Annotated in this window: 34 protein-coding genes; 9 read left to right on the top strand and 25 right to left on the bottom strand. The window is 40.9% G+C overall.

Features of this window, described 5'->3' with window-relative positions; all coding sequences use genetic code 11:
- Window positions 1-42: 42 nt before the first annotated feature.
- The 5 genes from hemW to gpr all read right to left on the bottom strand — a co-directional run bounded on the left by hemW (window position 43) and on the right by gpr (window position 6013).
- Window positions 43-1182, bottom strand: a complete 1140-nt coding sequence (gene hemW, locus BAE31_RS11080; RefSeq protein WP_076840448.1) for a radical SAM family heme chaperone HemW — start codon at window positions 1180-1182, stop codon at window positions 43-45.
- 114 nt (window positions 1183-1296) lie between these two features.
- A complete protein-coding gene (gene lepA / locus BAE31_RS11075; protein ID WP_024423038.1) occupies window positions 1297-3135 on the bottom strand; it encodes a translation elongation factor 4 in 1839 nt (612 codons plus the stop codon).
- A 141-nt stretch (window positions 3136-3276) separates the two neighbouring features.
- Entirely contained in the window at window positions 3277-3609 is a 333-nt protein-coding gene (locus BAE31_RS11070; protein WP_024423039.1) for a YqxA family protein, read from the bottom strand.
- Between the two features lie 13 nt (window positions 3610-3622).
- Window positions 3623-4831: a stage II sporulation protein P gene (locus tag BAE31_RS11065; RefSeq protein WP_041106934.1), complete on the bottom strand. Its 1209-nt coding sequence runs from the start codon at window positions 4829-4831 to the stop codon at window positions 3623-3625.
- A 66-nt stretch (window positions 4832-4897) separates the two neighbouring features.
- Window positions 4898-6013: a GPR endopeptidase gene (gene gpr / locus BAE31_RS11060; RefSeq protein ID WP_024423041.1), complete on the bottom strand. Its 1116-nt coding sequence runs from the start codon at window positions 6011-6013 to the stop codon at window positions 4898-4900.
- Window positions 6014-6211: 198 nt separating this feature from the next.
- Here gpr and rpsT point away from each other — a divergent pair, with 198 nt between their 5' ends.
- Window positions 6212-6478 (top strand): 30S ribosomal protein S20, encoded by a 267-nt coding sequence (rpsT, locus tag BAE31_RS11055; RefSeq protein WP_024423042.1) that lies wholly within the window; start codon window positions 6212-6214, stop codon window positions 6476-6478.
- A 134-nt stretch (window positions 6479-6612) separates the two neighbouring features.
- Here the strand turns inward: rpsT and holA are convergent, their stop codons facing one another.
- Window positions 6613-7632 (bottom strand): DNA polymerase III subunit delta, encoded by a 1020-nt coding sequence (gene holA, locus BAE31_RS11050; RefSeq protein ID WP_076840447.1) that lies wholly within the window; start codon window positions 7630-7632, stop codon window positions 6613-6615.
- Between the two features lie 236 nt (window positions 7633-7868).
- On the opposite strand from holA, the gene BAE31_RS11045 reads away from it, so the two are divergent.
- Complete coding sequence (locus tag BAE31_RS11045; RefSeq protein ID WP_012010638.1) at window positions 7869-8003, top strand: YqzM family protein; 135 nt, start codon at window positions 7869-7871, stop codon at window positions 8001-8003.
- Window positions 8004-8042: 39 nt separating this feature from the next.
- Here the strand turns inward: BAE31_RS11045 and BAE31_RS11040 are convergent, their stop codons facing one another.
- From BAE31_RS11040 to BAE31_RS11030, 3 genes are all read right to left on the bottom strand, one after another.
- The gene (locus tag BAE31_RS11040; RefSeq protein WP_076840446.1) at window positions 8043-10370 is read right to left on the bottom strand and encodes a DNA internalization-related competence protein ComEC/Rec2; all 2328 of its coding nucleotides are present in this window, start codon (window positions 10368-10370) and stop codon (window positions 8043-8045) included.
- Window positions 10363-10932, bottom strand: a complete 570-nt coding sequence (locus tag BAE31_RS11035) for a ComE operon protein 2 (protein ID WP_024423045.1) — start codon at window positions 10930-10932, stop codon at window positions 10363-10365. The genes BAE31_RS11040 and BAE31_RS11035 overlap by 8 nt, the downstream gene beginning before the upstream one ends.
- 65 nt (window positions 10933-10997) lie before the next feature.
- Complete coding sequence (locus BAE31_RS11030) at window positions 10998-11627, bottom strand: helix-hairpin-helix domain-containing protein (RefSeq protein WP_076840445.1); 630 nt, start codon at window positions 11625-11627, stop codon at window positions 10998-11000.
- 90 nt (window positions 11628-11717) lie between these two features.
- On the opposite strand from BAE31_RS11030, the gene comER reads away from it, so the two are divergent.
- Window positions 11718-12566 carry a late competence protein ComER gene (gene comER / locus BAE31_RS11025; RefSeq protein ID WP_076840444.1) on the top strand — a complete coding sequence of 283 codons (849 nt, stop codon included), beginning with the start codon at window positions 11718-11720 and terminating at the stop codon, window positions 12564-12566.
- 48 nt (window positions 12567-12614) lie between these two features.
- Here comER and BAE31_RS11020 read toward each other — a convergent pair whose 3' ends face one another.
- From BAE31_RS11020 to BAE31_RS10985, 8 genes are read right to left on the bottom strand one after another with little or no spacing between them, the layout of a single operon-like run.
- Complete coding sequence (locus BAE31_RS11020) at window positions 12615-13358, bottom strand: class I SAM-dependent DNA methyltransferase (protein ID WP_041106941.1); 744 nt, start codon at window positions 13356-13358, stop codon at window positions 12615-12617.
- Entirely contained in the window at window positions 13355-13711 is a 357-nt protein-coding gene (gene rsfS / locus BAE31_RS11015) for a ribosome silencing factor (RefSeq protein ID WP_003217467.1), read from the bottom strand. Before rsfS ends, BAE31_RS11020 begins: the two co-directional genes overlap by 4 nt.
- Window positions 13712-13724: 13 nt before the next feature.
- On the bottom strand, window positions 13725-14288 hold the full coding sequence (yqeK, locus tag BAE31_RS11010) for a bis(5'-nucleosyl)-tetraphosphatase (symmetrical) YqeK (RefSeq protein WP_076840443.1): 564 nt from the start codon (window positions 14286-14288) through the stop codon (window positions 13725-13727).
- The gene (locus BAE31_RS11005) at window positions 14278-14847 is read right to left on the bottom strand and encodes a nicotinate-nucleotide adenylyltransferase (protein WP_041106943.1); all 570 of its coding nucleotides are present in this window, start codon (window positions 14845-14847) and stop codon (window positions 14278-14280) included. Before BAE31_RS11005 ends, yqeK begins: the two co-directional genes overlap by 11 nt.
- Window positions 14848-14860: 13 nt before the next feature.
- On the bottom strand, window positions 14861-15151 hold the full coding sequence (gene yhbY / locus BAE31_RS11000; protein WP_008342507.1) for a ribosome assembly RNA-binding protein YhbY: 291 nt from the start codon (window positions 15149-15151) through the stop codon (window positions 14861-14863).
- Window positions 15145-15987, bottom strand: a complete 843-nt coding sequence (gene aroE / locus BAE31_RS10995; RefSeq protein WP_076840442.1) for a shikimate dehydrogenase — start codon at window positions 15985-15987, stop codon at window positions 15145-15147. The genes yhbY and aroE overlap by 7 nt, the downstream gene beginning before the upstream one ends.
- A gap of 21 nt (window positions 15988-16008) precedes the next feature.
- Window positions 16009-17109, bottom strand: a complete 1101-nt coding sequence (gene yqeH, locus BAE31_RS10990; RefSeq protein ID WP_076840441.1) for a ribosome biogenesis GTPase YqeH — start codon at window positions 17107-17109, stop codon at window positions 16009-16011.
- A 2-nt stretch (window positions 17110-17111) separates the two neighbouring features.
- Window positions 17112-17633 carry a YqeG family HAD IIIA-type phosphatase gene (locus BAE31_RS10985; protein ID WP_008356191.1) on the bottom strand — a complete coding sequence of 174 codons (522 nt, stop codon included), beginning with the start codon at window positions 17631-17633 and terminating at the stop codon, window positions 17112-17114.
- A 361-nt stretch (window positions 17634-17994) separates the two neighbouring features.
- Between BAE31_RS10985 and BAE31_RS10980 the strand changes: the two genes are divergently transcribed.
- Complete coding sequence (locus tag BAE31_RS10980) at window positions 17995-18135, top strand: sporulation histidine kinase inhibitor Sda (protein WP_003217327.1); 141 nt, start codon at window positions 17995-17997, stop codon at window positions 18133-18135.
- A 135-nt stretch (window positions 18136-18270) separates the two neighbouring features.
- On the opposite strand, the gene BAE31_RS19690 is transcribed toward BAE31_RS10980, so the two are convergent.
- The 4 genes from BAE31_RS19690 to BAE31_RS10965 all read right to left on the bottom strand — a co-directional run bounded on the left by BAE31_RS19690 (window position 18271) and on the right by BAE31_RS10965 (window position 21331).
- Window positions 18271-18420 carry a hypothetical protein gene (locus BAE31_RS19690; protein ID WP_162842499.1) on the bottom strand — a complete coding sequence of 50 codons (150 nt, stop codon included), beginning with the start codon at window positions 18418-18420 and terminating at the stop codon, window positions 18271-18273.
- Between the two features lie 78 nt (window positions 18421-18498).
- Window positions 18499-19227, bottom strand: coding sequence for an SGNH/GDSL hydrolase family protein (locus BAE31_RS10975; RefSeq protein ID WP_024423053.1), 729 nt, complete (start codon window positions 19225-19227; stop codon window positions 18499-18501).
- An 84-nt stretch (window positions 19228-19311) separates the two neighbouring features.
- Window positions 19312-20052: a polysaccharide deacetylase family protein gene (locus BAE31_RS10970; RefSeq protein ID WP_076840440.1), complete on the bottom strand. Its 741-nt coding sequence runs from the start codon at window positions 20050-20052 to the stop codon at window positions 19312-19314.
- 157 nt (window positions 20053-20209) lie between these two features.
- Window positions 20210-21331, bottom strand: coding sequence for a response regulator aspartate phosphatase (locus BAE31_RS10965; protein ID WP_041086294.1), 1122 nt, complete (start codon window positions 21329-21331; stop codon window positions 20210-20212).
- A gap of 218 nt (window positions 21332-21549) precedes the next feature.
- Here BAE31_RS10965 and sigK point away from each other — a divergent pair, with 218 nt between their 5' ends.
- From sigK to BAE31_RS10950, 4 genes are all read left to right on the top strand, one after another.
- Window positions 21550-22278 (top strand): RNA polymerase sporulation sigma factor SigK, encoded by a 729-nt coding sequence (gene sigK / locus BAE31_RS10960; protein WP_034738387.1) that lies wholly within the window; start codon window positions 21550-21552, stop codon window positions 22276-22278.
- Between the two features lie 69 nt (window positions 22279-22347).
- Entirely contained in the window at window positions 22348-22551 is a 204-nt protein-coding gene (locus BAE31_RS20090) for an ImmA/IrrE family metallo-endopeptidase (protein WP_349642600.1), read from the top strand.
- Window positions 22491-22664 carry an ImmA/IrrE family metallo-endopeptidase gene (locus tag BAE31_RS19805; RefSeq protein WP_083703996.1) on the top strand — a complete coding sequence of 58 codons (174 nt, stop codon included), beginning with the start codon at window positions 22491-22493 and terminating at the stop codon, window positions 22662-22664. The genes BAE31_RS20090 and BAE31_RS19805 overlap by 61 nt, the downstream gene beginning before the upstream one ends.
- 100 nt (window positions 22665-22764) lie before the next feature.
- Window positions 22765-23424 (top strand): hypothetical protein, encoded by a 660-nt coding sequence (locus BAE31_RS10950; RefSeq protein WP_076840439.1) that lies wholly within the window; start codon window positions 22765-22767, stop codon window positions 23422-23424.
- A gap of 316 nt (window positions 23425-23740) precedes the next feature.
- Here the strand turns inward: BAE31_RS10950 and BAE31_RS10945 are convergent, their stop codons facing one another.
- From BAE31_RS10945 to BAE31_RS10935, 3 genes are read right to left on the bottom strand one after another with little or no spacing between them, the layout of a single operon-like run.
- Complete coding sequence (locus tag BAE31_RS10945) at window positions 23741-24031, bottom strand: DUF3986 family protein (protein ID WP_226014620.1); 291 nt, start codon at window positions 24029-24031, stop codon at window positions 23741-23743.
- A gap of 7 nt (window positions 24032-24038) precedes the next feature.
- Entirely contained in the window at window positions 24039-24464 is a 426-nt protein-coding gene (locus BAE31_RS10940) for a hypothetical protein (RefSeq protein WP_076840438.1), read from the bottom strand.
- 35 nt (window positions 24465-24499) lie between these two features.
- Window positions 24500-24925 carry an NUDIX hydrolase gene (locus BAE31_RS10935; protein WP_076840437.1) on the bottom strand — a complete coding sequence of 142 codons (426 nt, stop codon included), beginning with the start codon at window positions 24923-24925 and terminating at the stop codon, window positions 24500-24502.
- 110 nt (window positions 24926-25035) lie between these two features.
- Between BAE31_RS10935 and BAE31_RS20035 the strand changes: the two genes are divergently transcribed.
- Window positions 25036-25167 (top strand): hypothetical protein, encoded by a 132-nt coding sequence (locus BAE31_RS20035; protein ID WP_283936071.1) that lies wholly within the window; start codon window positions 25036-25038, stop codon window positions 25165-25167.
- Between the two features lie 49 nt (window positions 25168-25216).
- On the opposite strand, the gene BAE31_RS10930 is transcribed toward BAE31_RS20035, so the two are convergent.
- Window positions 25217-25402 (bottom strand): hypothetical protein, encoded by a 186-nt coding sequence (locus BAE31_RS10930; RefSeq protein WP_076840436.1) that lies wholly within the window; start codon window positions 25400-25402, stop codon window positions 25217-25219.
- Window positions 25403-25416 lie beyond the last annotated feature (14 nt).

Here is a 25416-nt window from a genome sequence, read left to right as displayed (position 1 = left end):
AATTGTATAAACAAAATTACCAAACTCAAATTAAAATGTCAATTATAACTCACCGAGAAACGCTTGAAATACTTCATTGCCTAACAATTTTCCTTTTCTTGTTAAACGTATCCCCTTGTCATCATTTACAATGAGGCCTTTTTCTTCTAAATCTTCAAGAACAGTGGAAAAAAGTGCTTCTGGTGCAGCACCATATTTGGCTTGGAAATCAGCGCTTTTTACCCCTTCGATTTTTCGAAGACCTAAAAACATTTCTTCTTCTATTTGCTCTGCTTTTGTGACATGGTGTGTTTCCTTATACGGGAACCCTGTTTGGTCAATCAGCTCCAAATAATGTTTCACCGGCCCTGCGTTCACATTTCGGATGCCATCTACATACCCGTGTGCGCCTGCACCAAAACCGAAGTAATCTTCATTGCTCCAATAGGTCAGGTTATGCTGGCTTTCAAAGCCAGGTTTGGCGTAATTGCTAATCTCGTACTGCTTTAATCCATGGCGCTCCATTTCATCCATCACAAGCTCATACATTTCAGCCTCACGTTCTTGCGGCGGTAAATGAAGTTTTCCTTTTTGCATTAAGTTGTAAAAAACGGTTTTCGGCTCGACGATGAGTGAGTAAACCGAATAATGCTCTGCCCCCAGCGAGAAAGCCGTCTCAAGTGAATTCATCACATGATGCTTTTCTTGATGCGGCAAGCCAAACATGAGATCCAGGCTAATATTGTCAAATCCAACCGCTCTAGCTCGCTCAAAGGATGTAAGGACATCCTTCTTTTGATGAACTCGTCCGATTTTCTTGAGCAAATCGTCTTCAAAGGTTTGAACGCCAAAGCTCAGCCGATTCACGCCGGCTGCTTTAAGCACATGCAGTTTCTCAAGCGATAATTCATCTGGGTTTGCTTCTACTGCAAATTCAATCAGGTTTTTTGTCGGCTTTAGTACGCGGTGAATGCTGTTCATGAGCTGGTTTAGCTGGCTGACAGTCAGTGATGTCGGGGTTCCCCCGCCAATAAAAATCGTCTTTAGTTCCTGCTCGCCTTTTTGCTCAATCGTGTACTGCATCTCTGTCTCTAGAGCCGCTAAGTATTCGTCGACTGGCTGCGTTTTAATGAAAAATTTATTGAAATCGCAATAGTGGCAAATATGCTCACAAAATGGAATGTGAATGTATGCTGCTTTCATTTGATGACACCTTCTTTACAGGTAAAGAGCCGCAGTTTATCGCTGCGGCGCCTTTGTTTGTTATCGACTATAAACGTCAAGGCAGACATTGTAAAGCAGGTAGCCTTGAGGATGTTATTTTTTCGGTGTGCTGTCGTCCATCTTCAGCACGGCCATAAATGCTTCTTGCGGGACTTCAACAGAGCCCACTTGCTTCATGCGCTTTTTCCCTTCTTTTTGCTTCTCAAGAAGCTTTCTTTTCCGGGAAATGTCTCCACCATAACATTTAGCAAGTACGTTTTTACGCATCGCTTTAATGGTGGAACGAGCAACGATTTTTTGACCGATTGCTGCTTGAACTGGCACTTCAAAGTGCTGGCGTGGAATCAGTTCTTTTAGCTTTTCTACGATGATCTTGCCTCGTTCATATGCATAATCGCGGTGAACAATAAAGGAAAGGGCATCGATTTTTTCGCCATTCAGCATGATATCCATCTTCACCAGCGTCGAAGGACGATAGCCAATCAACTCATAATCAAAGGACGCATAGCCTTTTGTGTTGGACTTTAGTTGATCAAAGAATTCGTATACGATCTCTGCCAAAGGAATTTCGTACACAATGCTCACGCGGTTCGCATCAAGATACTGCATATCAATGAAATTCCCGCGCTTTCCTTGGCAAAGCTCCATCACAGAGCCTACATAATCATTCGGCACCATCATTGTTGCTTTTACATATGGTTCTTCAATTCGCTCAATCTTTTGTGGATCAGGCAGATTGGACGGGTTATCTACGACGATTTTTTCTCCATCTGTCATATATACATCATAAATAACACTTGGCGCTGTCGTAATCAGATCAATTTTAAATTCACGTTCAATCCGTTCTTGGATGATTTCCATATGAAGCATTCCAAGGAAGCCGCAGCGGAAACCGAAGCCAAGTGCTTGGGATGTCTCTGCCTCATATTGAAGTGAAGAATCATTTAATTCAAGCTTTTCTAACGCTTCACGTAAGTCATTGTATTTCGCTGTATCAATCGGATAAAGTCCGCAGTATACCATTGGATTTAGCTTTCTGTATCCTGGAAGTGCTTCTTTCGCAGGGTTTTCCGCGCTTGTGATCGTATCCCCTACACGTGTATCACCGACATTTTTAATCGCAGCGGTTAAGTAGCCAACATCTCCAACGGTGAGTTCGTCTGTTGGCATGGCTTTTGGTGTAAAAACGCCAACTTCAAGTACTTCAAATTCTTTCCCCGTCGCCATCATTTTAATTTTCTGACCAGGTCTGACGGTTCCTTCGACAATTCGTATGTACGCAATAACGCCGCGATACGCATCGTAAAGAGAATCAAAAATAAGGGCTTGAAGTGGTGCTTCTGGATCTCCAGCGGGAGCCGGCACCTTTTCAACGATTTGTTCTAAAATATCCTCGATTCCAATACCCGCCTTAGCAGAGGTGAGAACAGCTTCAGACGCATCCAACCCGATGACATCTTCAATTTCTTCTCTTACACGCTCAGGCTCTGCACTTGGCAGATCGATTTTGTTGATAATCGGAAGAATTTCTAAGTTGTTATCAAGAGCTAAATAAACGTTCGCAAGTGTCTGTGCTTCAATTCCTTGTGCTGCATCTACTACAAGAATCGCACCCTCACAGGCAGCTAGGCTTCGAGATACCTCATAGGTGAAGTCGACATGCCCTGGTGTATCAATCAGGTGCATGATATATTCTTCTCCATCCTTCGCCTTATATTTCAGCTGGACAGAGTTTAATTTAATCGTTATGCCGCGTTCACGCTCTAAATCCATGGAATCAAGCAATTGTTCTTTCATTTCCCGTTGAGTAATCGCCGCTGTTTTTTCCAAAATACGGTCCGCCAATGTGGATTTCCCATGGTCAATATGGGCGATAATGGAGAAATTTCGAATTCTTGATTGCCGCTCTAATCGTTTTTCTTTATCTGTCACAATCTATCACTCCTACTATAAAACGCGGGTTGCGCTAGGTTAGATTATATCAATAGGGCTGTAAAGATTCAATCGAAATCAAGAAAAGCCGCTTATCGGTCAGCGGCTTTGATCAAAAGGGGGAGATCTCATGAAATTCGTTTATTTCCCATTCACCCAGTCATAAAGAGAACGGGCTGCATGTGTCATGCCATCAGACAGGGCTTTTCCTGCCTTGGAAAAGGCATTAAAGCCCTCTATTTCCTCCAGCTGTTTTTGTTTTTCGGCAAGATCCTTTTCTGTAACAGCCGTTCCTAAGATAGAAGCTTCCTTCTCTTCATTGTCGTTCATTTGAATGGAGAAAGCTCCTTTTAATTGCGGATCATGGTAGCCCTTCATTTGCAGCATGCCATTATTCGCTTGTTGCATTCCTAAAAAGACACCAAACAGCAAGACCAATCCTAAAATAATGGTTTTTCCAATAAATGAGCCCATACCCGTCACCACCTTAAGAGCGTTTTTTCTCATCCTTTGCTTTGCCGTCCACCTTTTCCGCGTCCCAGAAAATGTCGCTGAATACATCAGCTGCCGCATTGGATGCATTTCTTAATTCTTCCATATTATTATCTACTCCACCAAATTCTAAAAGAAGGGCTTTGTCGGATAAATCTTGATTATAGATTCCATTATCGCCAATTTCTCCTTTGGCAAACACACCGACACTAAGACCTTTATATTTTTTCTCCATCAAATGGTGGAACTCTGTCGCAAGCTTTAAGTTTTTCTCATAGTTTTGATTCTTCTTCCCAACAACAAACGCAATTCTCGCATATTTTTTCCCTTTGATTTCGACAGTCGTATCTTTCTTTCTTCTTGAGTCCCGATGAATATCAATTAAATAATCGAGGTCATCATTTTTCGCTAAGGCTTCTTTCACGACCAATCTTGATTCATTATAAGACTGCGGATACTTTAATCCTTTTTTCACCAGTCTTTTTTCAATTTCCGTTTTGTCGACTGTATTGCCGATTCCTTGCTGATCAAGCGCCTTTCCAAACATGTCGCCGACAAGGGTGACATTCACTTTTGAGTGCCGTGCATTATTTGGATTCGTTTCTCCTTTTAAAAATGGTAAATATGATTCCGTATTATGTGTGTGATAAATGTACACAGCTTTTCGTTTTCCTGTTGACCGGTCCGGTTCTTTGGCAGGCTTTTTCGGCGTATCATCATCGAGCTTGTCCAGCTCAGCCAAATTTGCTTCTTTTTCATCTTGGATCACTTCACTAGGCGGCGGCGATTCCATTGGCATATTGGTATAGTCTGTTCCTTCACCCGCTAAGATGATTTTTGTATCAAAATGTTCAAAGCCTGGGAGCTCTCTTCCTAGGAAACTGCGCGGGTCTTCTAAATTAATACTGGTTGCAAGCTTCAGTGACAGCCCAGAGAAATGAAATCCTTTTTGATCTTCTGGAACTGCTGAGGCGAAATATTGGTTTTCCAGGCCCATTAATGTGGCAAAAAATGCGCCAGAGAGCTCATCTGCTACACCATATAACGAGGCTTGCGGCCTCAGCTCGGGTTTTAAAGAGGTCAAAGCCCCTGACATCACAAACACCACAACAAGAGAGGCAATAAATAAGAAGATGCTTTTTACTACTTTCGTTCCATTAATCGCAACGACCAACTGTCGAGGACGGCGGGGTCTTTTTTTCATGATTTACTCCCTCCAGCACGCTTTCTAGTAATTACACTATGAGCGAGCTAGAGAAAGTAGAACCGATTAATGATTATATGAACCCATATTATCTTGAGTGATTTTTTGATGAAGTGCTGTGTTTAATCCGTTGGCAAGTACGTTTGCCATATCATCAATGAATGTATCGACTTCCTTAGGCGTGACCATTAAATTTTGCCCCAGGGGCGCAAGCACTTCGTGGATCAGCTGCCTTTTTTCTTCTTCAGGAAGGGTTCCTACGATGCCTAAGAATGATTGACGCGTTTCTTCATCTGGCAAGTCTTCTTCGTTAAGTACTTTTTTCTTCCCGAATGTCAAACCAGCCGGCACAAGAGAGCGAGATGGTCTATCATCTTTTAGTTCTCTACCAAAATGCTTTAAGACATAATCAATTGTGTCACTTGCAATGGTTACTGCATCCACCACTGTCGGAACGCCAATCGCAATCACTGGAATTCCCAATGTTTCTTTGCTTAATTCTTTTCGCTTATTCCCTACACCGGAACCGGGATGGATGCCTGTATCAGAAATTTGAATGGTTGTATTCACTCGTTCCACCGCACGAGCAGCAAGGGCATCGACCGCAATGACAAAATCAGGCTTAGATCGCTCAATCACGCCTTGGATAATGTCACTTGTTTCAATACCGGTCAGTCCCATCACCCCTGGAGACAAAGAGGAAACCGGGCGATAGCCTTCCTGAACATTTTCCGGCTGCAATTCAAAGAGATGGCGGGTTACAAGCAGATTTTCAACCGTGAGAGGACCTAATGCATCTGGCGTGACATTCCAGTTTCCCAGCCCTACTACAAGGCAGCTCGCATCAGCCTGAATGCCTCTGTCTTTTAAAAACTGAGCAAAATGATGGGCAAAGACTTCGACGACTTTTTCTTGCATCTCAGAGTCTTTCTCCCGAATGCCTTGTGCCTCAAACGTCAAGTATGTCCCTGCCTTTTTGCCGGTCAGCTCCTCCCCTTCTTTCGTGATTTCCACAGTACGTATGCGGATGCCCTGCTCTTCTTTTTCCTTTTCGACAATCCCTTGGATCCCGTCCTTTTTGACGACATTCGGATCGTTCTCTTGTTCTAGTATCTCTTTTGTTTCAACAGCGAGGTCTGTCCGTATTTGATAAACGCTTAAATCGAGTTTCTGTTTCTCCATAAAAAGACTCCTTCCACCAAGTAATTAACAGTAGTCTTTCCATCTCTTGAAAGAAACATTCGAGCACGTCATCAATGAAAAATACTTTACATTTATATTGCATTCTAAAGGTGTGTTTGATAGAATACAATTTGTTCTATTGTGAAGATTTAACCTTAAGACAATTGTGTTTAGGTTGTATCTTAGGAGGTGAAACACATGCCAAATATTAAATCAGCGATCAAACGTACAAAAACGAATAACGAACGCCGTGCACATAACGTAACAATCAAGTCTGCGATGCGTACTGCGATTAAACAAGTTGAAGTTTCTGTAGCTAACAACGATGCTGAGCAAGCAAAAGCTGCTCTTGCTTCTGCTGCAAAACGCATTGACAAAGCCGTTAAAACTGGTCTTGTACACAAAAACGCAGCTGCGCGTTACAAATCAAGACTTGCTAAACAAGTAAACGGACTTTCTGCATAATGCTTGCAACGCCTCAGTGATGAGGCACCTGTTTAACTGTACGTCCGTCCTGACCGGCATAGCCTTAAGGACAGACTGGCAATTATACATCTAAACAAAAACGACCCTCTTTTTAGAAGGTCGTTTTTTTATGTTCAAGCGCCTAACAAACGAAGCAGGAACAATTCTAACAACAGCTGCTTGTCCTTTTTACCCGTTTTCATTTCATAATCAATCGTTGAAAGCTCTTTGACGATCTGCTTGAGCTCATCTTCTGAAAACAGTCTTGCCTGATCCATCGCAAGTTTGACCCGAAATGGATGGACTTTTAGATTTGAAGCAATTTGTTTTTGTCCATAGCCTTGCTGAGCGAAGTACTTCGTCTGCAAAATCAATCGAAATTGAGTTGAAATGAGTGCTAATATTTTAATGGGTTCCTCATTTTGCTTCAAGAGGTCATAAAACATCTGCATGGCCTCAGAGCGGCGTCTGTTTACAATTTGATTAATCAGCTCGAAAATATTTTGCTCTAAGCTTCTTGCAACGAGCTGATTGACATCCGCTAACTCAATTTCCTCCCGCTCTCCAATATATGTACTTAGCTTCCGAACCTCTTGGAATAGAGAGGAGAGACTTCCGCCGCATAGCATCACAAGCTGCTCAGCCGCTTCAGATGTAATCGTCTTTCCTTCTGTCTTCACCAGTGTGATGGTGAAATCAATTGTTTCTTTTGGGTTTAACTCTTTCGCCTCAACGACAGCAGCTTTCTTTTTTAGCAATTTGGTGATTTTTTTACGCTCATCCAGCTTTTCATATGGTGCCAATAACACGAGAATGGTATAGGGTGCTGGCTTTTCTAAATAAGCTTCTAATACAGAAAGCTCATGCTCAATCTTTTCCTTTTTCTTTTCAGCTGTAAGAAAATAAGGATTCTTGATCACGACGAGACGTCTTTCTCCCATAAACGGAAATGTTTCTGCATCCGTTACAGCCTGTTCAAGCGGTACTTCTTCCATATCGAAGACGGAGTAATTAAAATCCTTCGTTTCTTCGTCTACTACAGCTTGTCTCAATTTAGCAGCGGTTTCTTGCAGTAAATATGTTTCTTTCCCATATAAGCAATAAACGGGATGGATATCCCCTCGTTTTAAATTGTTCCATACATCAAAGACCATCAATTGAATCCCTCTCTTTCACTTCCTCCTCTATCCTAAAGTGTGTGAAGACATTAGTAAAGAGGAAGCTGAAAGTGCCGCCTCCTCATTTATAGTAAACGTCCGGCGCAAGCTCCCGGGTCAGCCTGCTGTCAGACGATATTCATAAAATGATCATAAAATGGAAAACGGTTACTTTACCTTCTAGCAATTCCAAATGAGTTCAAGTATACTAAAATTAGCCAGGAGGGATGAAAATGAATGAATTTGAAAAAAATGTTCAAAGCAAGCGGAATGATGTGACCGACTCAGCCGTTGGTTTTATCGTCACATTCGGATTTTTCGCCTCAATGTTTATTTTGGCAACCATTATACACCTCGTTGGATCTTAACTTCATGAAGGTTACATGACTGCCGTTTTGGCAGTTTTTTTATTGAGTTTGTAAGATATCATATGGAGGATGAGTGTAAAACGTTCCTTGCTCATCGAGAAATTCATACGTCACGCTCCCGTCGGTATCTGTACGATACACCTTCATTTGCTGGTCCTTTAATTTTTTCAAAACTTCCTGATGTGGATGCTGATAACGATTGCGTTCACCTGCTGAAATGAGTGCATGTGAGGGCTTGAGATGCTGAAGCCATTCTTCGCTTGTTGACCCTTTACTCCCGTGATGTCCAACCTTTAGGATATCTGCTCGAAGATGAGGAAAGGCTTCTATAATGTCTCGCTCCCCTTCTTGTTCAAGATCTCCAGTGAGCATAAACCGCTTCCCGCCTAGAGTAAATGTCAAAACGAGTGAATCATTATTCTTAGTTGTTACCCGATCACCCGATGGATGAAGGACCTTAAATATTTGCTCTCCAATCTGAAGCTGATCTCCTCTCTCTAATTCATCAATCATGATCCCTTGATCAGCTGCTTCTTTTAACAGCTCCGCATCCTCTGGACTCCGTGCAAAGCCTTTTGGAATAGCCAGCCGCTTTACTTTATTTCGTTTGATTAAACGAGCTGCTTCTCCCATATGGTCTTGATCCGCATGTGTAAGAATAAGGACATCTAGTTTCGCTATACCTTTAGAGTGCAGAAACGGGATCAGCGTTTGATCACCGATCGTAGACACTTTCCGTCTTTTTTTCCACGGTTCTTCTTCAAAAGAAAGTCTGCCTCCTGTATCCACAAGCAAGTGCCCTTTTCGATAGGGCAGCTGAATAAACAAACTATCCCCCTGTCCTACATCCAGCATCGTCACTTCCCCTTTTTCAAAAAAATTCGGGGTGAAATAGTGTGTACTCAAGACACCAATAAGAAAAAGGATCGGCAGTGCATAGGATTTCACAGAAGTTTTGCACTCCATCACAAATAACAGAACAATTAAGGCGCTCACCTCAAGAAGAATATGCCACCAAGCAGACTTCATAAAAATCAAGTTAAATTCATCAAAAACAGCCATATAGGCTGACAATTGATGACTAAGCTGAATCACCGAATCAAGCAACTGAAACAATGTTTGTCCAAGCGGAAGATAAATGGTAGTGAGAATAAAAAAGAGTAAGGATAGCGGCATAACGACCGTCGTATATAAAGGAACAAATATCATGTTCAAAGGTACGCTCAGTAAAGAGAATTGATGAAAATGATATAAAAGAACAGGAAGTGAAGCAAGCTGTGCAATAAAGGAAATCAGGAATAATTGCATGACTGAACTTTTTGCTTTTGATAAAATCCTAGTCGATAACAAAATAAAAAACGTGACCACGAATGAAAGCTGAAATCCGATATCAAATAAATAAAGAGGATGAATTGCTAGTAAGAGTAAAAACGTTGCACTTAATACCACAGCAGAAGGCTGTTTCATTTCTTTTGGCAGACTAGTCATCACTAAATAGATTCCTGCCATGAGGCAAGCTCTTAAAACAGATGGTGCAGCACCTGTCAAACAAGCATAAATAGGAAGAAAGCATAATAGAAGAATACGTGCTGTCTCTCTTGTCACGCCCGCACGAAGGAGGCACCAAAATAAACACGCAAGAAGCGTTTGCACATGCAGTCCTGAGATCGCTAGTAAATGAATAATCCCAAGCATTTGATAATCTCTTAATGTGTCAGGGTCTATCAACTCACGATCGCCAAAAATAAGTGCCTGTACAATGCCAACAGAGTGTTTAGGCACATGATCTTCTAAAAATTTCAAACCCTTTTGCCTTATCACTTGAAGATAATAGGGAGAACTGTCTTTTTTTGTACAGTTTTTGATCGACTGTGGCAGAAAAATGGCGTCAATGCCTTTTGATTTTAAAAATTGATCGTATTGAAACCCGTTAGGAATGGTTGCGTGCTTTGCTGGACGAACATCACCTGTCATGTGACAGCTCATACCAGGTTCTATCTCTTTTAATGCCTCTTTTTCACGCTTTGTTTGAATTGTATAAAAAGTGGCTAGTTGTTCATGGTCTGTTGAAACAGTCGCTGAAAAACGATTGCCATCTGTTTTCGGAATACTTTCAATCACAACGGAACCAGATAGGAATTTTTCTAGTACGGGTTGATCTGTTTCAAGAGACTCATGAATCATAAAAATGAGTATATAGACAGCACCGCATAGGCTGACCATTAAAAAGAGCTGAGGCATTTTTTTCAGTAGGCTGAGAAGTAATATGATGAGAAGAAAGAGAAGGAAATACATATGAAGATGATATGCAGCCAGAGCAATTCCAACAGCTGCTGAAATTGCCCCAAACGGCAAATATTTAAACATAGGAAGTAAATAATTGATTCGCCTTCTCATGCATATCGCGAATTTCTGTTTCGCTAAGTCCTGATTCACTCAGCTTCCCAATTAAATCTGCAACAAAGGCCAATTTTTCTTGATTTTTTAAGTCGATGATCATTTCATCTAATTCAACTTGCTCTGTTTGAACACCCGCCTGCTCGAATAAATCAATGGCATATGGATGATTTTTATAATCCTTTGCATAGTACACTGTTCGTATGCCCGCTTGAATGATGGCTTTACAGCACTGTAAACAAGGAAAATGTGTGACATATATTTCAGCATCAGCTGTAGGTGCACCAAATTTGGCACATTGTAAAATAGCATTCATTTCCGCATGGATGGTGCGAACACAGTGATGATCAATGACATAGCACCCTACATCCGCACAATGCACATCACCGGCAATGGAGCCATTGTACCCCCCTGCTATGATGCGCTTGTCCCTTACGATGGTCGCCCCAACAGCTAACCGCTCACAGGTGCTTCGTAAAGCAAGCAAATGGCTTTGTGCCATAAAATATTGATTCCATGAAATTCTTTCCACGAGCTGATCCCTCCAGAATGATGGTTGATATTAAGTGTACATGCCTTTCTTCTCTAACGTCAATTCTACTTCACGGTCAATTGACTTTTCAGCCGTTCAATCGTCTTTTCCCCAAAACCTGAAATGTTCCGCAAGTCTTCAATTTGTTGAAATTCTCCGTGTTCCTCTCTATACGTAATGATAGCTTCGGCTTTAGCTGGTCCTATGCCGTTAATGGTTTGCAATTCGGCTGCATCGGCCTGATTGACATTCACACCCTCACTCTTTTCAACGCCCGTTGATGCGTCAGCTGATGCTGTTTGCGTCTCTCTTTCCGCTTCCCCCTGCTTCCGAACATAAATCATCATACTATCCTCTAATTTAGCTGCTTGGTTGATTTCAATCGAGTCTGCTTTGCTGGTAAAGCCTCCTGCCCTTTGAATCGCTTCCTCTACCCGAGCATCAGATTGAAACGTATAAACACCTGGCTTCCTTACAGCTCCTTTGACCTCTACAAAAATCGTCGATGGCTCTTTTTCTGTCTTTTCTTGTTTGTCTTCTAATGTGAATTGTGTGTCTTTATTTTCCTTCAATACACTTGGCTCTCTGCTGCCCTCTCCTCTTCCAGTGAAAAAGAAGAAACTGAAGATGATCACGACTATGAGTCCAGCGGCGATATAAAGACTGTATTTTTTTAATGAAATGAATCGTTTCACTTACTCACGCTTCTTTCAATCATATTTTTCTACTGCTCAACATACTGTTTAGAAGATAACAGATCCTATGCGTCTAAGGAGGGAGAACGTTTGAATATAGGGTTAATCGGTACAGGAAACATGGGTACCATACTTACTGAGGCATTTATTGAATCAAAGGCAGTCAATCCCTCATCGATCACCATTACAAACCGAACCATTGAAAAAGCGTTCAATATAAAAAAGAACCATCCAGAGCTTGAAGTAACGAAACAGCTTTCAGGGGCTGTCACGAATAAAGATTTCATTTTTGTTTGTGTCAAACCACTTGATATTTATCCACTTTTAAAAGAGCTGAGCCCTCTTCTAACGGAGCAACAAACCATTGTCATCATTACAAGTCCGGTTCATCCTGAACAGCTTCAGGATATCGTTCCTTGTCAAACAGCCAGGCTGATTCCAAGCATTACAAACCGCGCTTTATCAGGCGCATCACTTTTAACTTTTGGTTCATCATGCAATGCCGGGACAAAAACTGCGTTAAGACAGTTAGCTTCGTGCATTTCAACACCTATCGAGATCCATCATTCAATTACAAGAGCGGCTTCCGATATTGTCAGCTGCGGACCTGCTTTTATCAGTTTTCTCGTTCAGAAAATGATTGAAGCAGCCGTAGAAGAAACGGATATTTCTAAAGAAGAAGCCACCACCTTATCAGAGGATATGCTTGTTGGTCTTGGCCGTTTGATTGAAAAAAGAGTCTATACCCTTCCGACACTGCAAGACAAAGTATGTGTGAAAGGCGGCGTCACTGGTGAAGGCATTAAAGCACTTGAAGCAGGTGTGCAAGATATGTTTTACCGTCTCTTTCAAAATACCCATAAAAAATTCGATGAAGATCTAGAAGCAGTTGCGCATCAATATCCGCCAAGTGTGTTCACTGATGATCGCAGAAATTAATCATCTTTGCAATAAGCGAAAAAAGGGTTTTAAAAAACCATCGTTCTATTAAACGATGGTTTTTGGTTTCTTAGCTGAGATGAAATATCTTTCGGCGAATTCACCGGGGGCTTCATTTGTAAAATCAGCAGTCACTTCTATTTGTTCAAAGCCCGCGGACTCAAGGAACGCTGCATATGTTTCAAATGGAAATGTGCGCTGTTCATGTGTCTCATCATAACGCTGATACATGTCTCCGTCTTTTACAAAAAAGCTTAAATCATGTATGACCGAATACATGTCATCCCCTTTATCACTCTGCCAAATATAGCTGATCTCTTCATCTTGATCTGCATAAGTCGAACCTGGGAATACCTCTTCCATTTTATAAGGCGTATGAACATCAAAAAGTAAAACCCCATCTGCCTCTAAAAGCTGAAACATGTTTTTAAAGGTTTTTTTGACGTCATTTTCGTTTTTTAAGTAATTCAAGGAATCACAGCAAATAACGGCTGCCTGGAAGGCTTGTTCAAAGCCCGTAACCTCTCTCATATCTTGATGTAAAAATTGAATCGACTGCTTTTTCGCCTGCGCTTTTTGCTGCGCAAAGGCCAGCATTTCTTCACTGAGGTCAATTCCTGTGACCTTGTGGCCCTTTTCAGCTAATCGAAGAGAAATCTCTCCAGTTCCACAGCCTACATCGATGATGGCAGCATTCGGCTTCATATACTGCTGGATCCACTGAACCCATTCATCATAAGGTGCATGTGTCATGAGCTCGTCATACACACCTGCAAACCCTTGATAAATCATGAGTTAATGCCAAGTGAAAGGGTTTCTCTCGGCGCATCTCCCCATAGCTTTTCTAGATTGTAGTATCCTCTTTCTTCTTTGTGGAACACATGGGCAATGACATCACCTAGGTCAATCAATACCCATCTTGCTTCATCAAAGCCTTCCATCTTCTTCACTTCGATTCCGCTTTCCTCTGCAAGATGTTTTACTTCTCTTGCAATGGCTTGCACTTGTTTATCAGAATTCCCGTGACAAATGAGAAAATAATCTGCAACAAGTGAGATTCCTTGCATATTAAGGGCAATAATATCCTCAGCCCGTTTATCATCGCATGCTCCTGCTGCGACGTTTAAAATTGATGATGAATCCATCCAAAATTCCTCCTTAGTTGTTCTTATGCACAAGCGAGTTGTAAGTAGCAAGCGTATCTGGAAAGACTGGCTGATTCTTTTTCATTAGAAAACTGATGGTGTTTTTTAATGATTGGATCAGTGCACGATCTAGATCATTTTCTGCTAACTCCCTTACTTCTTCGACACCAGGGAAATGACGTCCTGGTTCAATATAATCTGCGACATAAATGACTTTTTCAAGTAAGGTCATGTCTGGTCTGCCGGAAGTATGAAATTCAATAGCTGTTAACACATCTTGATCGTCAATTCCAGCTTCTTTTTTGACCAAATAGGCACCAACCGGGGCGTGCCAAAGCTCGGGCGAATATTCAAGCAATAAAGGGTTCATCTGTTCTTTTTGGATAATCCCCTTCATTTCTTCTTTTGGCCTAAATTTCGCATAATCATGAAAAATAGCGGCGATCTCTGCTTTTTTCACATCTGCACCGAACCGTTCCGCTAATGAAATGGCTGTCTTCATGACTCCGAGTGTATGTGTATATCTATGCTCTGTTAACTGCTCTTTGACACAGTTCAATGCTTCTTCACGATTCATATAAATGATGCTCCTTTATATAACGCTCAACAGCTTTCGGAATCAAATAATCGACAGGGTTCCCCTGCTCTATTCGCTGCCTAATCAATGTCGATGATACATCAAATGCTGGAACATCTGCAAATAAAAGAGGATATCCCGTAGTTCCAACGTAACCCGGCCTTTTCATCCCAATAAAGGTGATCATTTGAAGCAAATCATCGATCCGATGCCATTTTGGCAAATACTCGACCATGTCCGCTCCTATCATAAAAAAGAACTGATCTTCTGGATGACGCTTCTTTAACAGATCGACTGTATCTACCGTATAAGACGGACCCTCCCGCTCCATTTCAATGAGCTCAAGCCGAAAATATGGATTTGACTGAATCGCCGCCTCCACCATTTTTATCCGGTGATGACTATCTGCTCGTTTCCGTCCAGTTTTATGAGGAGGCATATGGTTTGGGATAAACCAAATTTCATCAAGCCCCACTTGAATCCGCACTTCACTTGCCATCAGCAAATGCCCGTTATGGGGAGGATCAAACGTACCGCCGAACAACCCTATTTTTTTCATATCGTATCCACCTTTACGGCAGCTTAATTTGTTTATTTTCCTTAGATTCTTTGTAAAGGACAATCACATTTCCGATCGTTTGAACGAGTTCAGCCTTTGCACCTTTTACAAGTGCTTTCGCAACTTCCGTTTTGTCCTCGTCGCAATTTTGCAATACGCTGACCTTTAACAGTTCTCTTGCTTCAAGCGCCTCGGAAATTTGCTTGACCATATTGTCATTTACCCCGCCTTTTCCAACTTGAAAAATAGGTGATAAATGATGTGCTTGTGCACGTAAAAAACGTTTTTGCTTACCTTTTAACATGGTGTTCCTCCTAATTTCTCTATGACAATTGACTTCATTTTTCCGGCGTCAGGCGTAATGCCTGTCCACAGTTCAAAGGCTCTTACTGCTTGTCCAACAAACATGCCAACCCCATCCACTGTTTTCAAGCCTAAACCTGCTGCTTCACTGAGCAGTTTTGTTTCTATTGGATTATACACAATATCACAAACGACCGCTGTTTTTTTTGCGTTCGCTAAAGAAATCGGGGTTTCTTCAACATTCGGATACATGCCGATCGAGGTCGTATGGATGATGACGTCATATTCCCCAAGCCGCTCTTCTGCTGCATTTAATGTGATTGCTTGAGATGTGATTTTTCCCTCTGCACTTTCAATTAAAGCTTCAGCTTTTTCAATGGTGCGGTTCGTAATATCAAAGCTCTTCGGTGCATACTGAGCAATTGTCGTATAAATCGCTCTTGCCGCTCCGCCAGCACCAATCAAGAGAAATGACAGCTCTGATAACGGCTGATCCAAGGCTTCAAGCAATGAATGAAGAAAGCCTTCTCCATCTGTATTGTACCCAACGAGCTGATCCCCTTCGAGCCGCACCGTATTGACGGCACCGAGGCGTTCAGCTGTCACATCAATTTTGTCAAGGTACTTCATGATTTCTACCTTGTGCGGAACAGTGACGTTAATGCCGCTGATTCCTAACGCCTTCATGCCGCTAATCGCATCTTTCAGGTCATCATTTTCTACTTGAAAGCCATGATAATGTCCATCAATTCCAGCGTCCTTTAGTGCTGCATTATGAATATCCGGAGACATTGAGTGGCCAACAGGGTTACCGATTACTCCGTATAAAGGTTTCAAGGTCTCTCCCCCTTTGAACATTTAAATTAACGAACGTCTCATAAACACATGAACGCCTTTTGGCGCATAAACTTTGACTTGCTTGCCCGCATCATTTGCAGTAACCCAGCCTAAACCTGAAAAGACGATGTCCATTTTTGGCTGATCAATGGTAAAGGTATGCGGAACGAGCGGCGGGAAATCTTCCATTCCCTCTTTTGATGGCGGTGACAGCAGTTCCCCTGCATGTTTTTCATATAAATCATCTGCGTTCTCCAGCTTTGTCCGGTGAATGTTCAGCTCATTTGGCATATAGCAGACAAATGATGTTCTGCCGCCTTTTACGTAATCAAATCGAGCCAGTCCGCCAAAATAAAGCGTTTGTGCTTCATTTAATTGGAACGTTCTCGGTTTCAATTCTTTTTTCGGCGTTAAAATCTTTAAGTCATTTTTGCTGACATAGTGCGCCATTTGATGGCGGTTGATGATGCCCGGCGTATCGAATAAAGCAGACCCGTCATCAAGCGGGATTTCAATCGCATCAAGTGTAGTACCTGGATATTGGGATGTAGTAATGACGTTCTCTTCGCCAGATACTTCTTTGATGATTCGATTGATAAATGTTGATTTTCCAACATTCGTACAGCCGACGACATAGACATTTCTTCCCTCGCGGTAATGATCGATCGCTTCCATCACCTCAGGCACACCCTGGCCTCTGCTTGCACTGATCAAGAAAACATCGATAGGGTTTAATCCGTTTTCCTTTGCTTCCCGTTTCATCCAATGAATCAGACGATCTTTTTTCACGGATTTCGGTAAAATATCCACTTTGTTGCCGACAAGTAAAATCGGATTACCGCCGACAATACGGCTCAGCCCATTGATCCAGCTTCCGTTAAAGTCAAAAATATCAACGACCTTCACAATGAGAGAATTTGTCTCTCCAATGCTGTGCAATATATTTAAAAAGTCGTCTTCTGTTAAAGAAACATCTTGAATCTCATTGTAGTTCTTTAACCTAAAACAGCGCTGACAGATCACATCTTCTTTCAATAGAGATGCTGCCGGCGCATATCCTAATTGATCTTTATCTTCCGTCTGAATGGCTACACCGCAGCCAATACAAACAACCTTTTCCATTATTACTCTTCCTCCCACTGAATGTGGCCCTTACGCTTTAAGGCTCCTAAAATTCTGCGTTCAATCTGCCTGTTAAACTTTGTGAAAAATCCGTCCGAGGCAGCAACAGGAACGACCAAAATCGTATGGAAGCCATGACGATTCCCGCCAAGAACATCTGTCATGAGCTGATCCCCAATGACAACCACATCTTCTTTTTTCAACTGCATATCAGCGACTGCCTTATTAAAGGCTCTTCCCATAGGCTTTCTCGCTTTATAAATAAACGGGATATGAACCGGTTCAGAAAAAAGCTTGACCCTTTTTTCATTATTGTTCGATACAATCGTCACTTGTATCCCGTGATCTTTCATTTCTTGAAACCATTCAATTAAGCGCGGTGTCGCACTTGGACGGTCCCATTCTACTAGTGTGTTATCTAGATCGGTAATAATTCCTTTTACATTTCGTTCTTTTAATTTTTGCGGTGAAATGTGGAAAATACTTTTCACAAATTCATCCGGTAAGAAATACTTCTTTAGCACAATTTGCACCCTTTCTTCCATTGGTTTTCAGCGATTGTGTCGAATCAAATCACAATTTGTCTGTCTATCGAATACAATGAAAAAGTTTTCGACATATGACGAGGACCTTCAACAGGTGTGGATAATTTTACACACATTATCCACCTATATTTCATCACGCTTTCATTCAATTATAAACACTCTACCCACAAGTTATCCACTTAACCATGTGGATAACAGAACGATTGTTCTTGTTTCCCATTCATGGTAGATTAAAGGTACTTCAAAGACAGTCGATCAACCTATGATGATATGTCTTTTCCTCAAATTTTATGCCAACTTTTTCAGGGGAGGTGTTTTTCCCATCATATGGGTTTCTAGTATGAAAAAGCTGTCAGATGATTTACTTATAGAATCGTATTATAAAGCAAATGAAATGAACTTAAATCGCGACTTCATTGAATTAATTGAGACAGAAATGAAAAGACGTTCGCTCGGGCATATGCTCTCTGTTTCCTCTTAATTCCATATCACAGGAACCATGCCTCCCGAGCACTCTCCTTTTTTAAACTCAGGTGACTGATATTATATCACTTGCGCTATAGGCTTACTACTATTTTCCGTAAAAAACACCCCTTCTGATGTAAGAAGAGGTGTCTTAATTGCAAGGCTGTTCATTCCAAAACCATAACCCTCCGCCTACGACTAAAATGACCACAAGGAACACAACAAGAAAAGCGTAACCGATTCCTGCTCCTTGTGCTGGATAAGGCGAACACGCAGGGTAAGGATAAGGACATCCCCACATATCAGTTACCTCCTTCTAGGAAGATATACTGTTAGACTATGCTGGATGGATGGTCTTGTTTAGGCAGATGGCCATCATTTAAAAATGTTTGATGACATCACGCTCTTTGATTTCGTTATAAATAATTCTCGCCCCTTTTGGTGTCATATGATTGCCAGAAGGGTCGATCAAGCCAGACTGAATCAGGGCATGATCACTATCTTCTCCAGCTTCTCGGATGAAAGCTTTCCAGTTGTCGACAAGCGGCACCTGCTCATCCTTCGCTACTTCTCTTGTGATGTCATTATAAGAGTTTTGCCAGGCTCTTGCCCCGCCTCTCCCGGCAAAATAAGATGACTTATATCTAGAGTAATAATACAAGCCCTTTTTCCCGCCTTCTACAACAGGCACACAGGTCATGAGAATCGGGGTAATGCCTTCTTTTCTACTTTCAGAAATGAAGTAGGTTAAATTTTCTTTAAACCGTTTTTTCGTCACTCGGGGATGTTTCCCGTCTAAAATCGCCGCATCATTCGTACCGAACATGATGAGGACGTAAGTTGGCTTCTGTTTTAAAATATCCTGCTCAAAGCGAAGTTTCGCGTCTTCAGTCGTCTGCCCGCCAATGCCTGCATTCTTCACTTGAATTTGGCCGCGCTCGACGTTTTTCATGAGATTCACCCATTTTTCAGATGTTGGATAATCTCGAAAGTCCCAGTTTGATCCTCTTGTATTGCTGTCACCAAATGCAATGACGCTTTCTTGTACTGGCTTTGAGCACCCAGCAGCAACACATAATAGGATGAAAAGGAAAACATATTTCTTCACAACATTCACCTCCAAAAGCCCTCTTCATATAGTAAACGACAAGACTTTTGGTTTCAATGAATGAATGTTTTTGGCGAATGCTGTCTATTGCAGCTGAACAGGCATATATGCTTTGTCATGGTGCAGCAGTTCACTTACTTTTACAAATTCATAGCCCCTCTTCTTCAACTCAGGAATCACTTGTTTCAATGCTTCTACCGTTTGCTTGCGATTACCTCCGCCATCATGTAAAAGGATGATATCGCCGCCTTGAATATGATCAATGATTCGGCTTGCAATTTTACGTGCGCCTGGTCTTGACCAGTCCTTCGGATCTTGCGTAAAGGACCACATGACCACATCGTACCCTTGCTTTGATAGAATGCGGAATGATTTCATTGTTAAGCGTCCACCAGGAGGGCGAAATAATAAGGGACCGCCAGGCTGGAGTGAAGCGATATGAGCCGCTGATTCTTTTAATTCCCGCTTGATCTCCTTTGACGACAAAAGGTCAAAATACGTATGATTCATCGTATGATTGCCGAGTTCATTCCCTTCGTCCACAATCCGTTCTGCGATCATTGGATATGTATGAATTCGGCTCCCTATCACAAAAAAGCTTGCATTCACTTGATGCTCCTTCAGTACATCCAATATTTGATTTGTATACACTGGATGAGGTCCATCATCAAAGGTGATCGCAATCTTTTTCCGTTCCGCTCTCACATCCCAAAAGGCACGTCCCGTTTTTTCAAGATCCACTCGTTTTAATGTACGTGCCTCTATTTTATTAGGAATAATAGCACATAGCAGCCATATACACATCAAGATATGCAGCCCTCTCATTCGACCGCCTCCTCCACCGAACATCATTACCGATAAATTGCCCGCTTTCTCATCAATTCATGCTCATATCCGCTTTTTTTTCAAATAAAAAAAGCCGGCCATATTGGCCCGCTCTTTGTTTCACGTTTGGTTTCTCTCTTCAACTGTCGAACGTTGCTTAGAATTCATACAGACACTCTCCTTCTTGGATTTGATTTTGAGCCCATAATAATTTCTGATAATACTGGTTGGACTTTTTGTATTGTTGAGAGGCTTCTAAGGCTGTCGCAATTTCTAGTGAGATATCCTCTATATAAGAGTATAGGCTAAGTTTTTCCAAATAATCAATGGTTTTTTGCAGTTGGTCTTCATTGATTTCCTGAACATATAAAGCATCCAGATACTCAAACATATGACAGAACAGCTGGTCTTCATGCTTCTTTGCGGCCAATTTCCCAGCTTCTAATATGCGCAGGGCATCCGCCTGTTCATTCTGTCTAAAAAGCAGCTTCGCCAGCGTATAGAGCGTATGCGGAAGCGTTGGGAGCAGCTCTTTGCGGGCAAGATCAGCGGATTCCGTTAAATATCGTTCCGCTTCCTCTCTATAGCCAAGCTCGCCATAACATTTTCCTAAATTATAGAGCGCTGAACTGTATATGCGCGGGTGATCAATTTGAGATGCGAGCTGTTTTGCCTTTTTTAAATGAGGCAGTGCCCGGTCTTTTCGTTTTAAATCTTGATAATTTCCTGAGATGACAAAGAGACATTGAATGATGCGAATGGTATACGCATCATGCTGATCGTATATTTCCAGCGCCTTTAAAATATGGTGCATGGAGACATGTGTTTGTTTCATTATATAGTAGGCTTCTGCCACTTTAAAATGAAACTCTGCCTGCTCAATATCATCAAATACCATAGACAGCTGCTTTTCTGCGACTCGATAATATTTGACGGCTTCTAAATATTCTTTTTGACTAAATTCATGCATGCCACGAAAAAATGCATGGTAATAATGCAGCATATCAGATAACTCATGGTTGGAATTTTCGATTTTATCGACTAGATTAGATACTGAGAAAGGTTGATATTTTGAAGGGTGTATATAGTCAAGCATGATTTGGTGCCGAAAACACATGAGCTGATAATAAATCAGTAAATGCTGGTCCTCTTCCATCTGTTCAATTTCCGCTTCAACTTCCGCTTTCAAGATTTCCGCATCTGGAACACTGAACTGCCGTATCATTCGATACCATTCATTAATTTTCATACCTACATGTGAAGATAGAACCTTCCCCATGTTCCGAAATTACCCCTTCCTTTTCGGTCTAATATTACATATTTTAGCACGCTTCTTGACCGCCAAGCACCGCAAAGAAACCGCAAACATAAAAAAGAGACGAACAGAAGCACGATTTTTTTGAAAAAGATGATTTTTTCATCGTACAGACACAGACAATCCCTCCTTCACATACATTTGAGGATATAGGCAGCGGCCTAAACATGGTGGAGGTGAAAATCGTGGCAGGAGTATTTACAGCGATGGGATTGATGGTCAAAGAATTGGTGTTTTTAGTGTCCTATGTCAAAAACAATGCCTTTCCACAGCCCCTTTCGGGAGATGATGAAAAAAAATACTTAGCCCTCATGGCACAGGGCGATGAACACGCAAGAAACATGCTGATTGAACATAACCTTCGGCTCGTCGCCCATATTGTAAAGAAATTTGAAAATACCGGGGAAGACGCTGAAGACCTCATCTCCATCGGGACGATCGGACTCATTAAAGCCATCGAAAGCTATTCCTCTGGAAAAGGAACAAAGCTGGCAACGTATGCGGCGCGGTGTATTGAAAATGAAATTCTCATGCACTTACGCGCGCTCAAAAAAACAAAAAAGGATGTCTCCTTGCATGACCCCATCGGTCAGGATAAAGAAGGCAACGAAATTTCATTAATTGATGTCTTAAAATCCGAAAATGAAGATGTGATCGATACCATTCAGCTCAACATGGAGCTAGAAAAAGTAAAGGAGTATATCGATATTCTCGACGGCCGAGAAAAAGAAGTGATCGTCGGCCGGTTCGGCCTTGATTTAAAAAAAGAAAAAACGCAGCGGGAAATAGCCAAAGAGCTTGGGATATCGCGGAGCTATGTGTCACGGATTGAGAAGCGGGCGCTGATGAAGATGTTTCATGAGTTTTACCGGGCGGAGAAGGAGAAACGGAAGCGGGAGAAAGGGAAGTGAAAATAAACTTCCTAACTTCTAACAAAAACAGACCTCACTAGGTCTGTTTTTTATTTCGGCAATAAGCTACTGTCTCGCTGCATTTCTTTTGATAATAGCTGCCGCCTCAGCCCTCAAGAACAGTGGCAAGATTTTGGTCATGAAATTTGTCATGCGCTTAGACATGAAGGAAATCAATTAATCATGCCCCACTGTTTAGAGAGCTACAGGAAATGCAGGCTAAGAGGTTTGCATATAAGTTTTGTATTCCGACATTTATGCTTAGAAAAATAAAAGCTATTCAACCGTATAATCATTTCACAAATGAAATAGCATCTCTTTTCAATGTTACATATGAATTCGCTACCGAACGTTTCGTGACTTTAAACCCATGCTATAAGTCATAAATTATTTTGTCTTATTTTGTCGAAAATCATCAATTTAATATTTTTTATATTATAATGTTTCCTGTATTACTAAAATGTGTATATAGAAGGGTGCAGACTAATGAAAAAAGCTAAACTAATTTTATTCTTATGCTTTATGGCAGTTCTAACTGCTTGTGGTAACACTAACAGCTCAACTGATCCGGCAAAAAAAGAAGAAACGAGTAAAGAGAGTTCAAAAGAATCAGCCCAAAAAGAAAATAAACCAACATCAGGACTTCTAACAGAAATTGGGCAATGGAAGAAAGATAAAAATGGTTCAACACTGACTTTGAAAAAGATAAACGACAAACAAAAAGAAATAGATTTAAGTCCTATTAAGATGAAAATACAAGATATTAAAGTTTTTGAATACAGTAATTTAGGTGAAGACGATAAAGAGCTTCTTTCTGATAATCAATATGAAAAAGATAAATATCATAGAATACAAATCACTTACACGACTGAAAACACTTCCGATAAAGATGTTTTGTTTTCTGGTGTTAAAGTTATTACCACTAATACAAAAAAACAAATTGAAGTCAATGAGTCTAATTTGTATACGGATAAAGGTGTTGGTTCTTTTTATGGTAAAGTCGAAAATGAAGGTATGGTTGTAGTTCCTTTACTTGTAGATGATGTTTCAGATTTGAGTTCAATCACACTTCACTTAGGAGATGTATTTCTAAATGACGAACCTGAATTATTGCATGATGGGGCAAAAGTGAAATTCGATTTTTAAATTCTGCACCCCCCTTTTGACTTTAATAATGAAATTCTCATGCACTTATGTGTGATAAAAACATCGTTTGAGATAAATAAGAAAACGAGATGTGAATGTGATTGATTCTATTCAACTCAATATGGAGCTTGAAAAAGTAAGAAACTTCTATAAAAACAGACCGAGCTTGGTCTGTTTTTATCTTGTCATTATGAACTTCCCTTAATTCCTTCTTAATTGAAAAGGATACTATTAATAAAAAGAAACAAACATTAAATTAACATCAAATAAAAAACACTCCGAAAAAACTAAGCGATAAACAAAGTTTAACCATCATTTACTCCACTAAATTGTTTTCTTTTAAAAAATATTCAAAAATCTTATTACCTTCGTCCTCAATTTGGCTATCTTCAATAGGATACTCCCCAATTAATAACCCTACATCTTGCCATTTCTCATATTTCTTTGAAAACGTTAACCCGTAACTTTTCTCATCAAAAAACAATAACCATCTTCCTGTTTCTAAACTCTTAAAAAACACGCCTTCATAATCAAAACCTTGTTCATAATACCCTACATGTAAATGCATACTCTCATCTAAACTATGTATTCTTTCATCTATACACACTTTTACCTTACTCCCCTAATTTTTCTACATCATGATGAAAATCAATATTCCTCAACTCGACCCATTCAACAAGATCAGGTACCTTTTTTGTCGTCAAAAAATGTTGAATGATTTGATATGCCTGATTGCGGTCGACATAGCTACACGATGGCACATGCAATGGTGACCCAGCGATCAAATGCTCGATCGTTTCAATCTTTTCTACCTTTTGAAAAGGGACTAAAAAATCTGGATATCTGATGATAAAGAATCCATACGGTTCAGTATAAAAGAAAACTAGAGTCTCGCATTCCCAATCTTCCTCTATCTCAATGGAAGATTCTCCGTTACCTTGTTTCCAATACTCTTCACCCTCCTGAAAGAAGATCCTTTTCATGAATTCTTCTCCCGGATTTTCTACTGGAGCTCCTGTGGGGCCGTAGTATAAAAACATCCATATCGCTCCTTCATGGCTATATCAATTTGGATTTAACCAATTGTTCTATTTCCCTCAAAATCATAAAAGGCTTGTGTTTGTTGGTTTAATTTTAGCATGTGATATAGCTTTGGGTTTAGCTTTTGAAAGGTTTGAGTACTGACCCATTTTACTTCTTCAATATCATGATCCGGATCTAGAATGTTCATCTCTCCTCCGGTGATTTCCGCAAAGAACGTAATGATAAGTGCGTGATGTTTTTTATCTTGAAAAAATGCTTCTCGAACCGAATGAAGTTCATTTACTTTGACAACATACCCTGTCTCTTCTTTTACTTCACGGATGACAGCCTGCTGCAGGTCTTCACCTTTTTCCACAGCACCGCCTGGAAGTTCCCAATATCCCTTTACATTCTTGACCGTTAATAAATTTTCTTCCTCATCATAAATAATAGCTGAAACCACGTCTACACGTTTCAAATAAATCCCCCTCAACATTCTCCATTCAATTGCCGAATATATGGCACGAACTGTTCATTTTATACATTCTTATTATACTGTATTAGTAGTCAGCGATTGGAGGCCAGAGCATGTGGATGATCATCATTTTACTTGTTGTGACCGTGGGATTTACAGAAAATATCGTTTCTCTTTTGAGACAAATCAAAGCGTCCAACGAGAAAATCATCCAACTGTTAGAACAGCAAAAACCGAAAAAATAAAACCTCACGCATCTAGCAGGAGGTTTTTGCCATAGGGGAAATCTTCCCGTTACTCATCAAATAACATATTTCTGATTCGCCGAATATAATGAAGCGCAATATGAGCGAGACATAAAATGAGCCCAATCATCGCAAGAATATAGATGGGCAGCATCAAACCAGATACATAGTTTACGACAAATCCCAAACTAAACGCTGTCAGCATATATATGCTGATCAACCTCATCAATACCATTCGAAGCCCTCCCT

The organism is Bacillus sp. I-2 (assembly GCF_001974945.1).
Taxonomy (GTDB): domain Bacteria; phylum Bacillota; class Bacilli; order Bacillales; family Bacillaceae; genus Bacillus; species Bacillus safensis.
The sequence above is the reverse complement of the archived record's forward strand: the minus strand, read 5'-3'. Positions and strand labels throughout refer to the sequence as shown.